This window comes from Bradyrhizobium sp. CCH5-F6 (assembly GCF_001556045.1).
GTDB lineage: Bacteria > Pseudomonadota > Alphaproteobacteria > Rhizobiales > Xanthobacteraceae > Bradyrhizobium.
In genome coordinates, this window is record NZ_LSIC01000107.1 from 23,760 (window position 1) to 36,454 (window position 12,695).

Consider the following 12,695-nt stretch of genomic DNA (forward strand, 5'->3'; position numbering starts at 1 on the left):
TTTGCACTCCTCACACTCTCGGTGTCATCGCCCGACTTGACCGGGCGATCCAATACTCCGTGACAGCACTGATGAATCGAGACGCCGCGGCGTACTGGATTCCCGGCTTTCGCGGGGAACGACAGTTGAGCGCGTCGCGCCAGCGCACCACCGCATTCGCAACCTCGCCTGTTCATCAATCCAAAAACGGCATCAATCGATACTCGCTTGAGCTTGGACACCTCGCCGCGTGCCCCTCTAGGACTCGTGTCGATGATCGTCGGCAAGATCGAGCGGGTGACGCGCAGACGTTCCTCCTGAGGGCTCCCTATGGGAGCTTGACCAGGCAACTCAACGGCGGCTCACCAGCCGCCGTCTTTGTATTGGGGGTAACCGATGCTAGAAGTGCCGGGGAAACGCCTTATCCATCTAAGGCATGTATCGATGTTCGACCTCAACCAGCTCCGCTGTTTCGTCACGGTGGCGGAGGAACTGCACTTCGGCCGCGCCGCCGCACGGCTGAACATGACCCAGCCGCCACTGTCCCGGCAGATCCAGGTGCTCGAGCACATCATCGATGCGCCGCTCCTGGAGCGCACCAGCCGCTCGGTGCGCCTGACGCCTGCGGGGCGCAGCTTCCTGCCGGAGGCGCGCCGCATCCTCAAGCTTGCAGAAAGCGCTTCGCAAGTCGCCCGCCGCATCGCGCTCGGCAAGATCGGCTCGCTGAAGATCGGATTTACGGCGGCCGCCGCCTACGGCTTCCTGCCCGAGCTCGTCGCAGCCTGCCGCGCCAGGCTGCCCGAGGTCGATTTCTCGCTGAAGGAGATGGTGTCCGGCGATCAGTTCGAGGCGCTGACCTCGGGCCAGATCGACGCCGGCCTGCTGAGGCCGCCGATCGCGCGCCCCGAACTTGCCAGCCGCCGCGTCGTCGCCGAGCCCTTGCTCGCGGCGATTCCGAGGAAGCATCAGCTGGCCAGCGCCGACAGCATCGCCATCAAGGACTTCGACGACCAGCCCTTCGTGATGTACTCGCCCTATGAGAGCCGCTATTTCCACGACCTGCTGGTGGCGCTGTTCACGCGCGCCGACGTGCTGCCGCGCTACGTCCAGCATCTCAGCCAGATCCACTCGATCCTCGCGATGGTGCGCGCGGGCCTTGGCCTAGCCATCGTGCCGGCCGCAGCGGCGAACCTGAAGATCTCCGACGTGCGGCTGCGTCCCCTGAAGCTGCGCACCCGCGTGCCCGTCGAGTTGTTCATGGCGTGGCGCCGCGACGACGAGAATCCGCTGCTGTCGGCGCTGGTCAAGATCGCCGGCGAACTGTCCTCCGCGGAGCTGGCGGAGGATTGATGCTCAATCCGCATCGGTCGATATAGGCTTTGGCTTGGACGCGCATCGAACCGCCTCCTAAACCACGGCGCATGGACGCGCAGGCTTTGCGTCCTTCCACAACACGCACCAAGGGAGCAGCGCCCGTGAGCAAGATGACCCCGCAGGAAATGGCCCAGAAGATCGGATCGGGCCTCCTCTCCTTCCCCGTCACGCCGTTCAGGGCTGACTACTCCTTCGACGAGGCGACCTATCGCGCCAACATGGATTGGCTGTGCGGCTACGACGTTGCCGGCCTGTTCGCCGCCGGCGGCACCGGCGAGTTCTTCTCACTGACCCCGGCCGAGGTTCCAGAGGTCGTCAAAATCGCCGTCGAGGAGACCAAGGGTCGCGTGCCGGTGCTTGCCGGCACCGGCTACGGCACCGCGATCGCGCGCGAGATCGCGATCGGTGCCGAGAAGGCCGGCGCCGACGGCCTGCTGCTGTTGCCGCCTTACCTCACCCATTCCGAGCAGGACGGCCTTGCCGCGCATGTCGAGGCGGTCTGCGCCTCCGTGAAGATCGGCGTCATCGTCTACAACCGCGACAACGCCATCCTCCAGCCCGACACGCTGGCCCGCCTCGCCGAGCGCTGCCCGAACCTCGTCGGCTACAAGGACGGCATCGGCGACATCGAGCTGATGACCCGCGTCTACACCAAGCTCGGCGATCGCTTGACCTATATCGGCGGCCTGCCGACCGCCGAGACTTTTGCGCTGCCCTATCTCGACATGGGCGTGACGACCTATTCCTCCGCCGTGTTCAACTTCGTGCCGGAGTTCGCCACCAACTTCTACGCCGCCGTGCGCAAGCGCGACCATGAGACGATCCATGCCGGCCTGAAGAACTTCATCCTGCCGCTGATCGCGATCCGCAACCGCAAGAAGGGCTATGCGGTCTCGATCATCAAGGCCGGCATGAAAGTGATCGGCCGCGACTCCGGTCCAGTCCGCCCGCCGCTCACCGATCTCACCGAACAGGAGATGGCGGAACTGACGGCACTGGTGACGAATCTGCCCGCCATCCGATCGACACAACAGGCAGCAGAATAACGGACGACAACGGGAGGAGCGCGCGATGCCCCGGACTGATATCTCTGGCGCACCGGTGGTCACGGCGATGCAGGTGATCCCGGTCGCGGGCCGCGACAGCATGCTCCTCAATTTGAGCGGCGCGCACGCGCCGTTCTTCACCCGTAACATCGTCATCCTCACCGACAGTTCCGGTCACACCGGCGTCGGCGAGGTGCCGGGCGGCCAGAAGATCTGGCAGACCCTGCAGGACGCCCGCGATCTCGTCATCGGCAAGACCGTCGGCGCGATGAACAACATCCTCGCCGACATCCGCACCGCCTTCGCCGACCGAGACGCCGGCGGCCGCGGCAAGCAGACCTTCGACCTCCGCGTCATGATCCACGCGGTCACCGCGATCGAATCCGCGCTGCTCGATTTGCTCGGCCAGCATCTCGACCTGCCCGTCGCGGCCCTGCTCGGCGAAGGCCAGCAGCGCGCCAGCGTCGAGACGCTCGGCTATCTCTTCTTCGTCGGCGACCGGCGCAAGTCGAAGCTCGACTATGTCGCAGGCGAAACCGGCAAGGCGGAATGGTTCAACCTGCGCCATCAGGAGGCGATGACGCCCGAGTCCGTGGTGCGGCTCGCGGAAGCCGCCCACGACCATTATGGCTTCGCCGACTTCAAGCTGAAGGGCGGTGTGCTCCACGGCGAGCGGGAGATCGAGGCGGTCACCGCCCTCGCCAAGCGCTTCCCCAAGGCACGCGTCACGCTGGACCCCAACGGTGCCTGGTCGCTGGACGAAGCGATCCGTCTCTGCAAGGACATGCACGGCATCCTCGCTTATGCCGAGGATCCGTGCGGCGCCGAGGCCGGCTTCTCCGGCCGCGAGATCATGGCCGAGTTCCGTCGCGCCACGGGACTGCCCACAGCCACCAACATGATCGCGACCGATTGGCGGCAGCTCTCCCACGCGCTGCGTTTGGGGTCGGTGGACATCCCTCTCGCCGATCCCCATTTCTGGACCATGCAAGGCTCGGTGCGCGTCGCCCAGACCTGCCGTGACAACGGCCTGACCTGGGGCTCGCACTCCAACAACCACTTTGACATCTCGCTCGCCATGTTCACCCATGTCGGCGCCGCCGCTCCCGGCAAGGTCACCGCGATCGATACCCATTGGATCTGGCAGGATGGCCAGGCGCTGACGAAGGAGCCGCTCCAGATCAGGGGCGGCAAGATCGCGGTGCCCGATCGCCCCGGCCTCGGCATCGAAATCGACCGCGCCGCCATCGAGGCCGCGCATGAGCTCTACAAGAAGCATGGACTTGGCGCCCGGGATGACGCTATGGCCATGCAGGACCTGATCCCGGGCTGGACCTTCGACGACAAGCGTCCGTGCCTCGTGCGATAAGAAACGTCAGGCATGATCCCGGAAAAGCGGACACCAGCTTTCCGATAGGATCATGTCCCTTGAACAAGGAGGAAAAGATGACAGCGATCCTGAAGAACTTCATCGGCGGCGAATGGGTCGACGGCTCCGGCGTCACCAAGAACATCAACCCCTCCAACACCAACGACGTCGTCGGCGAATATGCCAAGGCCGACAAGGCGCAGACCGAAAAAGCGATCGCCGCCGCAAAAGCCGCCTTCCCGGCCTGGGCGCGCTCGACGCCGCAGGAGCGCTATGACGCGCTGAACAAGATCTCCGCCGAAATCCTCTCCCGTAAGGAAGAGCTCGGCCGCCTGCTCGCCCGCGAGGAAGGCAAGACGCTGCCGGAAGGGATCGGCGAGGTTGCGCGCGCCGGCCAGATCTTCGCGTTCTTTGCCGGCGAAGCGCTACGCCTGATGGGCGAGAAGGGCGCCTCGGTCCGTCCCGGCCTCGACGTCGAGCTCACCCGGGAGCCGGTCGGCATCGTCGGCATGATCACGCCATGGAATTTCCCGATCGCGATCCCCGCTTGGAAGATCGCGCCCGCGCTCTGCTACGGCAACACGGTGGTGTTCAAGCCGGCTGAGCTGGTGCCAGGCTGCGCGCATGCGCTCTCCGAGATCATCGCCAAGTCCGGCATTCCAGCCGGCGTCTTCAACCTCGTGGTCGGCTCCGGCTCGGTGGTCGGCCAGACCCTGCTCGAGCATCCGGACGTCGCCGCGATCTCGTTCACCGGCTCGGTGCAGACCGGACGCAAAATCGCGCAGGCCTGCGTGCTCTCGAACCCCATGAAGAAGTTCCAGCTGGAGATGGGCGGCAAGAATCCGCTGGTCGTGCTCGACGATGCCGACCTCAAGACCGCGGTCGAGGTCGCCGTCAACGGCGCCTATTTCTCCACCGGACAGCGCTGCACGGCCTCCTCCCGCCTGATCGTCACCGAAGGCATCCATGACCGCTTCGTCGCGGCGATGGCCGAGCGGCTGAAGGGGCTGTCGGTCGACGACGCGCTCAAGGCCGGCGTGCATATCGGCCCCGTCGTCGATCAGAGCCAGCTCGACCAGGACCTGCGCTACATCAAGATCGGCCAGGACGAGGGCGCCAAGCTCGCCTTCGGCGGCGAGCTGCTCAAGCGTGAGAACCCCGGTCACTATCTCCAGCCGACGCTGTTCACCGAAGCCAACAACAACATGCGCATCGCGCGCGAGGAGATCTTCGGCCCCGTCGCCGCCGTGATCCGCGCCAAGAACTACGAGGAGGCGCTCGCGATATCCAACGACACCGAGTTCGGCCTCGCCTCCGGCATCTGCACCACCAGCCTGAAATACGCCTCGCACTACAAGCGCAACAGCGAGTCCGGCATGGTGATGGTCAACCTCCCGACCGCCGGTGTGGACTATCACGTGCCGTTCGGCGGCCGGAAGGGCTCGAGCTACGGCGCCCGCGAGCAGGGCTCCTATGCGCGCGAGTTCTACACGACGGTGAAGACCGCCTATACCTATCCGGGTTGACGGGCCGATATCGTAGACATCGTAGGGTGGGTTAGCGCAGCGTAACCCACCTCTTCTGCTTCCGCGGACAGAGACATTGGTGGGTTACGCTGCGCTAACCCACCCTACAAATCCCGGAGTCCACGATGGACCAGGACGTCGCGGCGAAAGAGCAGCCCCGCTACATCAAGCTCAACGAGCGCGACAATGTCGCGATCGTGGTCAATGATTTCGGGCTTCCGGCCGGCTCCCGCTTCGCCTGCGGACTGACGCTGCGCGCCTTCGTGCCGCAAGGCCACAAGACCGCGCTGGTCGACATCGCGCAAGACGCCCCGATCGTCCGCTATGGCGAAATCATCGGCTACGCACTCTCTCCCATCCAGGCCGGCGAATGGGTGGATGAAGCCCGCATCCGCATGCCGGAGGCCCCTGCCCTCGACAGGCTTGAAATCTCGACCGCGGTCCCCTCCCCGCTGCCCCCGCTCGAAGGCTTCACCTTCGAGGGCTACCGCAATCCGGACGGCTCGGTCGGCACCAAGAACATCCTCGGCATCTCCTCCTCCGTGCAATGCGTCAAGGGCACGATGGAATATGCCGTCAAGCGCATCCGAACGGAGCTTCTGCCGAAGTATCCCAATGTCGATGACGTCGTGCCGCTCACCCATGCCTATGGCTGCGGCGTCGCGATCAATGCGCCCGACGCGGTGGTGCCGATCCGCACCCTGCAGAACCTCGCGCTCAATCCGAATTTCGGCGGCGAGATCCTGGTCGTCGGCCTCGGCTGCGAGAAGCTCGCGCCCGAGCGCCTGGTGCCGGAAGGCGTGGGCGATGCGATCGTCCGCATGCAGGACGAAGCCTTCGACGGCTTTGGCGCCATCGTCGACGCGATCATGACCCAGGCCGAGGCCCGGCTGAAGGTGCTCAACACCCGCAAGCGCGAGACCTGCCCGGCCTCCGACCTCGTCATCGGCCTGCAATGCGGCGGCAGCGACGCCTTCTCCGGCGTCACCGCCAACCCCGCCGTCGGCTTCGCCGCGGACCTCCTGGTGCGCGCCGGCGCCACCGTGATGTTCTCGGAAGTCACCGAGGTGCGCGACGCCATCCAGCTGCTGACGCGCCGCGCCATCAACGAGGATGTTGGCCGAGCGCTGGTGCGCGAGATGGCCTGGTACGACTCATACCTCGCCCGCGGCGGCGCCGATCGCAGCGCCAACACCACACCCGGCAACAAGAAGGGCGGCCTCGCCAACATCGTCGAGAAGTCGCTCGGCTCGATCGTCAAGTCGGGCTCGAGCGCGATCACCGGCGTGCTCTCGCCCGGCGAGAAGGCGACGCAGAAAGGGATGCTGTTCGCGGCAACCCCTGCGTCGGACTTCATCTGCGGCACGCTCCAGCTCGCCTCCGGCATGACGCTGCAGGTGTTCACCACCGGCCGCGGCACGCCCTATGGCCTCGCGGCCGCACCCGTGATCAAGGTCGCGACCCGCAGCGAGCTCGCCCGCCGTTGGAAGGACCTGATCGACTTCGATGCCGGCCGCATCGCCACCGGCGAGAAGACCATCGAGGAAACCGGCTGGGACCTGTTCCGCCTGATTCTCGATGTCGCCAGCGGCCGCACGAAACCGTGGTCCGATCGCTGGGGCATCCACAACGATCTGACGCTGTTCAATCCGGCGCCGGTGACCTGAGGGATCACGGAGCGTCGGTCAGGTGCATGTCACTGAGCGTAAGTGGCAAGCTGCGGATGATGAGCTCCGCTATCGCCGCGCGCAGCCGTTCGCTCGAAGCCGGACCATCGAACGTCGCATCGACCGGCACGGTTGGGCCGGCGAGCCGCACCGTCCCGGTGTTGTCGAGCGGAGCGGCCGTCCGCTTCTCGATCACATCGAACGACTTGCCGTTGATGACGCGAACGTCGTACAGCGCGTGGACCAATCCGTAATCCGCGAGCAGCGTCCGGTATTCGGCGAAGCCGATGCCCTCGACGTTGCGACCGTTTCCAAGCTTCGATCTCGCCGGGGTGACGACGATGTACGCATCCAGTCCCTGCGGCGCGACATCGCTTCGAACCAGCTCCTTGAACGGGTCGCTGCGCAGGAGATTAACCGGCGCAACCGCCGAATCCCTGATGGCAGCGAAGGCTGCCCGCCTGTAGGTCACCGGCTGCACCCGAAAACGCCCACCGAGCAGCCTCGTCGCCTGCTGGACGATCATCTCGTCCAGCCCCCATGCGCCGATCGAGACGCTTTGCGCGGTGTTGCCGAGCCCGGTCAGGCCGGCTTGCGTCAGGCTCATCTCCTCGCCGATGGCCGAAATAATGCCGACGGTCTTGATCGCCTCGAGCTTCGTCGCGCGCGTCTCGAACGCCGCGGCGGCGCCCAGGACGGCGAATGCGATCGCGAGGCCACCCCAGAGAAGAACCATACGGCGCATGGCGACCTAGCGAATCCTGAAGTCGAACGAATAGGAGGCACCGATGCCGACCGTGGTCTGGTTCGACGAGCCGCGCAGCTCCACCAGCGGGCTGTCGGCGGAATCCCCCAGCAGCTTCTCGTATTCGACATAGCCATGGACTTCCCACTGCGGGTCGATGCGATAGGAGATCTGGCTGCCGAAGCCGACCGAGTGCGCGCCGCCCTTGGCATCGTACATGGGCAGTCCCGACGCCAGCGCCTGCGCGGCGTCCACACCGAAATAGGGCGCGGTCGCGTTGGTGCTTTTCCAGGTGAAGCGCGGGCCGGCCGAGATCGTTAGCCTCTGGATCAGCGGCACGATGACGTCGGCGGAGATGTCGGCGACGGTGCCGGTATGGCCGCCCACGCCCTGCCGCAATTCGCTGCGCAAGCGGAGCCAGTCGACCGGATAATACTCGACGAAGCCGCCGACCTCGTAGGCGGCCTTGACGTCGCCGAGGCCGGTCAGCTCGGAATATTTGTCGCTCTTGCGCGAGGCGACGTACTTGAACGCAGGTCCTGCACGAAAATTGCCGACGTCGAGCAGCGCGATGCTGGCACTGTCGCGCGGCCCACGAAACTGGTCGATCGATCCGGCGCGGCGGATGGAGAAAATCGGGATCGGCATCAGCTTGCCGTTCTTCGATCCGACGAAATCCGGTGTGTATTCGCCGCCGATGCCGACCATGACCGTCCAGTTTCCCGAAGGCGAAGGCAGCATCGGCAGCTCGAAGGGCGGCGCCGGCAGTGTGAAAGCGGTCTGCGCCGATGCGGATTGAGGCATCGCCATGATCGCGCCGAGGAAAGCGGCGAGCAGGGTCTGCTGCCCGGCCGCCACATGGTCGGATGCGGCTTCGTCAAAATGCTTCATTGCGGGGCCCCGGACCGGCCTTCCCGGCCTGGTCGACTCGTGTGGTTAGAAGCCACAGCATGTGGTCCGGAAAAATTGCCTCAAGATTGCAGGGCGAAGACCGCCCCCTAAGATGTGCCCGGCACGCACGAAGCGTGCGGCCATCAAACCAACATTGCCCGAACATTGCCGCGCGGTGCTCACGCCGCCAAACTTTGACCGCCGGTGCCGGCCACGCCGTCACCGCTGCCTTTTATTCGCCAAGCTCGCTGCCTTAAAGGGAACCTCGCGCACGAACCGAAACGCCGGACTTCGGCCAGGAAGCGTCAAGTCGGGGTTCTATCGGCCCCACACAGTCAAGGACGGCCGCGTGCGCTCCCTCGTGATCGAAGACGAACCTCAGATCGGCGCCTATGTCAGCCGGCTACTCGGGCAATTGCACGGCGTGGTCGACCTCGTCGAATCGATTGCGGAGGCCCGCCAGGCGCTGGAGAACTTCAAATACGATCTCGCGATCGTCGACCGGATGCTGCCCGACGGAGATGCGCTCCAGGTGGTCACGGCGCTGAGCCAATCGGCTGAACGTCCCGCGATCATCATGCTGACCTCCAAGGACGCCAAGGAGGACGTCGTCGATGGCCTCAACAGCGGCGCCGACGATTATCTCGGCAAGCCGTTCGAGCCGCAGGAGCTGATTGCGCGCGTGCGCGCCGTGCTGCGGCGGCCCCGCCTGCTCGCGCCTGCCGTGCTGTCACTCGGCAATGTCGAACTGCATCTCGGCAGCAACGAAGTCGTGGTTGCCGACAGGAAGCTCCTGCTGCGGAGGCGCGAGGCGCTGATCCTGGGCGCACTCCTGATGAGGCGCGACCGCGTCATCACCCGCGGCGCCCTGATCGAAGAGATCTACGGCTTCGACGACGAGATCGAATCCAACACGCTCGAAGCCCAGGTCTCGCGCCTGAGGAAGAAGCTGGCAGCGTTCGGCGGCGACGTGGAAATCCGCAGTATGCGCGGCATCGGCTACATCCTGCGGCTGGCCGCGCCGCGATGAGGTCGATTGCCAAGACGTTTTCGTTTTCGCTCGGCATCGCCGCGACGACGATCTTCCTGATCATGGTCGCGGTCTTCGTATCGAGGTACCCGATGGAGGAACGCGAGTTCAGGGCGTGCCGGGTCGTGGCCGGCGTTCTCGATCGCGCAACCGTTATCGATGCGCAAAACCTGACGGTGCGCCCCACTCCCGCGCTCGAGGAATTGAAGGCGGACAGCCCGAACCTCTGGTACGTCGTATCTGTGGGCGATCTCTCCAACGAGTACGGCAGCGAGCACCGGCCACAGCTTCCCTTCGCATTTCCGTATCGCGGGCCCGTCGGCCTGTCCGTCTTCAGCACACCCGACCAGAACAGCACGTTCTGCCTCGCCGCTGCGCAGCGAGGCGCCTTGCGGATCACCACGATGGTCGGCGAGCCTCAGATTCGCTTCGGCCGGCTCGCAAGAAGCTTCCTCGCCCGCAACTTCCTTTCGATTTTCACGGTGGCGCTGGCCTTTGCGGCCACCGTCGCGATCGGCTCGGCGCTTGCTGCGCGTTTCGTCTCGCGCGGCATCGAGCGAGTCGCGCGTCGCGCGCTCGCGATCGATCCGTCGGCCCCGCAGGGCCTGATCTCGTTGTCGGAGGTCCCCTCCGAGCTGAAGCCATTGGTCGAGGCGCTGAACCGCGCCTTCGGCGAGATCGACGCCTATATCAGGATGCAGCGCCGCTTTCTCGGCAACGCCGCACATCAACTTCGCACGCCGCTCACGCTGCTGCGGGCAAAGATCGAGGACGTGCCCGAGCCGGCCCTGAGGGCCGAGTTGGTGCGCGACGTCAGGCGCCTGACTTCGCTGGTCTCCGCCATGCTCGACCTGGCCCGGCTGCAGAATCACGCGATCGAAAAGCGGCCGATCGATCTCGCCCAGATCACGCTCGATGTGCTGGCCGACTTCGGTCCCTCGGCACTGGACGCAGGCATCGAGCTCGCACTGGAGCAGGACGGGAAAGGTCCGCTCCTGGTGCAAGGCGTGGACGCCGCGCTTCGCAGTGCGCTCGCCAATCTCGTCGGCAACGCGCTCATCCACGCCCATGGCGCGCGGCGCATCGTCGCCAAGCTTAGTCGCGATGGCATCTCGATTCACGATGACGGCGCGGGCCTCCCCCATGGCGCCGAGCACGGACTGACCGAGCCGTTTCAGACCGGCAACGCCGCTGGCGGCGGCGCAGGCCTCGGCCTGTCGATCGTCCGCGAGATCATGGCCGCGCATGGCGGCGAGCTGGTCATCTCCTCCGCACCCGGCCGCGGCACGACCATGAGCCTGCGCTTTCCAGCGGCCACCGCGCCGGTCAAAGCCGCGCAGCTCGATCTGCAAGAGCACTGAGCGAGGCGCATCGCCAATCCACGAAACCGTCCGGAAACATTGGCGCGAAAAGCTTCTTCCTCGTTTCGACCTTTCGCATCAAGCAACCAATATGTGCGCCAGCGGACACGCGAATGTTTGCGCGCAAGCGAACCTGGTCCGGAATCGAGACGACCAAACCTCCGATTGACATCCTCCACGGAGATTTCCAATGCGCGTTCTCTCGATGATTGCCGTTGCCGGCGCCATGATTGCGAGCTCGACTGGCGCCTTCGCCGCCGAGCTTCCCTCTTACGAAGTGAGTTCGTTGCCGATCACGGCGACGCAGGTGCAGGTGCTCGGCGGCGCAGGGGTCCAGGAGCAGTCGGCCGCGCCCGCGATGATCGTCGCCGGCATGCCCGCCTCGCCCGCGCAGGTTTCAGTGCTGTCGCCGCGGATCAAGCGGCTCGCTAGTGCGGGTTCGGACAGCGAGGCGCGGTGAGCAGCTCATCGTCATTCCGGGTGTAACGCTCGCGCGTCGCCCCGGAATGACATCGCAGACTTGCTGCGCTCACGTCATGCTGCCCGGCATGAAGCAGCGTACGCGCGGATGGCCGTCGATATAGTGCTTCCACACCATGGTGCGGCCGATCTTGTTCGGCACGGTGATGACGGCACCGTCGGGGACGACGACCCACTCGCCGTCGAGATGCACGCGGTAACGTCCCTGATTGGACTCCCAGTCGACGTCGGCGACGACATAGCCGTCGGCATCCGAGCAGCATTGCCCGAATTCGCTGTGCAGGCTTTCGAACCAGGGTTTGAGCGGCGAGTTGGCGAACCGCCCGTCGTCGCGCGCCAGCGCCGATGTCGCCACGAGCGCCGTCAGTGCGAGCAATGGCGCCGCACACAATCTTGCAGATCGCATATCGTCTCCGCGGATCGAAGTGATCGCCGCGCGGGACAACGTCGCCCCCGCCTTCCGCGGCTCAGCGGAAAGGGTTGAAGGGCAGCGACTCTCTCTCCCGCCGCTTGCGGACAGCTATGCAAATCCGGCGCCAGCATGCATTCCGGGCAACTACTGGAGCGGACCGGGGGCGCGTTCGTCTTTCGGCGGAATGGCCGCCGCTGATCTTACTGCTTGGGCGCCGGCGCCATCATCGCGCCACCCTTCTTCGCCGCCGGTGCCGGCGGCTTGGTGGCCGCTGCCTGCGCGGGCAGGTATTTTGCGACGATGGCAGGATCCACCTGGGCGATGTAGGCGTCCGGCAGGCGCGTCCAGGTCTCGTCCTTGCCGAGCAGCGCGATGCCGAGATAGCCGCGCAGGGTCAGGGTCTGGCCATCAGGACTGACCTTCATGTTGGCCTTCCAGATCTGGCCGTCGCGCGGATTGAGCACGTTGCCGCCTTCGTACTTCAAGCCTTCGCGCTTCATGTTGCGGACGAAGGAGATGCCGAGCACGGGCGCGTTCTTGCGATCGTCGGTGCACTTGCTGCAAACCTCGTTCGGATCGTCGGTTGGGCGGGGGAAGGTCTTTGCGATCACACCTTCGAAGATGCCGTTGCGGTCGATGAAGAGGAACCATCCGACCGTCTTGCCGTCTTCGACCTTCTGCCAGAGTCCCGCCGCCGTGGGCTCGGCGGTCTGCGCCGCACACGGCGTCACCGTCGCGAGCGACAAGGCGAGCGCGACGAAGGAGAGCAGCCGAAAGCTGGAAAGAAGAGTTCGCATAATCATCACCTTGCTATG

Annotated in this window: 12 protein-coding genes; 8 read left to right on the forward strand and 4 right to left on the reverse strand. The window is 65.4% G+C overall.

Annotated elements, in window-relative coordinates; all coding sequences use genetic code 11:
- Positions 1-423 precede the first annotated feature (423 nt).
- From AX729_RS19380 to garD, 5 genes are all read left to right on the forward strand, one after another.
- Complete coding sequence (locus AX729_RS19380; RefSeq protein WP_061025897.1) at positions 424-1,329, forward strand: LysR family transcriptional regulator; 906 nt, start codon at positions 424-426, stop codon at positions 1,327-1,329.
- Positions 1,330-1,454: 125 nt separating this feature from the next.
- Positions 1,455-2,399 (forward strand): 5-dehydro-4-deoxyglucarate dehydratase, encoded by a 945-nt coding sequence (gene kdgD / locus AX729_RS19385; protein ID WP_061025898.1) that lies wholly within the window; start codon positions 1,455-1,457, stop codon positions 2,397-2,399.
- A gap of 25 nt (positions 2,400-2,424) precedes the next feature.
- Positions 2,425-3,768, forward strand: a complete 1,344-nt coding sequence (gudD, locus tag AX729_RS19390) for a glucarate dehydratase (protein ID WP_061025899.1) — start codon at positions 2,425-2,427, stop codon at positions 3,766-3,768.
- Positions 3,769-3,845: 77 nt separating this feature from the next.
- A complete protein-coding gene (locus AX729_RS19395; protein ID WP_061025963.1) occupies positions 3,846-5,294 on the forward strand; it encodes an aldehyde dehydrogenase family protein in 1,449 nt (482 codons plus the stop codon).
- A 125-nt stretch (positions 5,295-5,419) separates the two neighbouring features.
- Positions 5,420-6,961, forward strand: a complete 1,542-nt coding sequence (gene garD / locus AX729_RS19400) for a galactarate dehydratase (RefSeq protein ID WP_061025900.1) — start codon at positions 5,420-5,422, stop codon at positions 6,959-6,961.
- Positions 6,962-6,965: 4 nt separating this feature from the next.
- Here garD and AX729_RS19405 read toward each other — a convergent pair whose 3' ends face one another.
- Positions 6,966-7,706, reverse strand: a complete 741-nt coding sequence (locus AX729_RS19405; protein ID WP_061025901.1) for a hypothetical protein — start codon at positions 7,704-7,706, stop codon at positions 6,966-6,968.
- A 6-nt stretch (positions 7,707-7,712) separates the two neighbouring features.
- Positions 7,713-8,597 carry a MipA/OmpV family protein gene (locus tag AX729_RS19410; RefSeq protein ID WP_156457065.1) on the reverse strand — a complete coding sequence of 295 codons (885 nt, stop codon included), beginning with the start codon at positions 8,595-8,597 and terminating at the stop codon, positions 7,713-7,715.
- 349 nt (positions 8,598-8,946) lie between these two features.
- Between AX729_RS19410 and AX729_RS19415 the strand changes: the two genes are divergently transcribed.
- The 3 genes from AX729_RS19415 (at position 8,947) to AX729_RS19425 (ending at position 11,448) form a co-directional block, all read left to right on the forward strand.
- Positions 8,947-9,627, forward strand: a complete 681-nt coding sequence (locus AX729_RS19415; RefSeq protein WP_061025904.1) for a response regulator transcription factor — start codon at positions 8,947-8,949, stop codon at positions 9,625-9,627.
- Complete coding sequence (locus tag AX729_RS19420; protein WP_061025906.1) at positions 9,624-10,988, forward strand: sensor histidine kinase; 1,365 nt, start codon at positions 9,624-9,626, stop codon at positions 10,986-10,988. The genes AX729_RS19415 and AX729_RS19420 overlap by 4 nt, the downstream gene beginning before the upstream one ends.
- 190 nt (positions 10,989-11,178) lie before the next feature.
- The gene (locus tag AX729_RS19425) at positions 11,179-11,448 is read left to right on the forward strand and encodes a hypothetical protein (RefSeq protein ID WP_061025908.1); all 270 of its coding nucleotides are present in this window, start codon (positions 11,179-11,181) and stop codon (positions 11,446-11,448) included.
- Positions 11,449-11,517: 69 nt separating this feature from the next.
- Here the strand turns inward: AX729_RS19425 and AX729_RS19430 are convergent, their stop codons facing one another.
- Together AX729_RS19430 and AX729_RS19435 are read right to left on the reverse strand one after the other, a co-directional pair.
- Positions 11,518-11,874, reverse strand: a complete 357-nt coding sequence (locus AX729_RS19430; RefSeq protein WP_061025911.1) for a hypothetical protein — start codon at positions 11,872-11,874, stop codon at positions 11,518-11,520.
- A 206-nt stretch (positions 11,875-12,080) separates the two neighbouring features.
- Entirely contained in the window at positions 12,081-12,677 is a 597-nt protein-coding gene (locus tag AX729_RS19435; RefSeq protein WP_061025913.1) for a DUF2147 domain-containing protein, read from the reverse strand.
- Positions 12,678-12,695 lie beyond the last annotated feature (18 nt).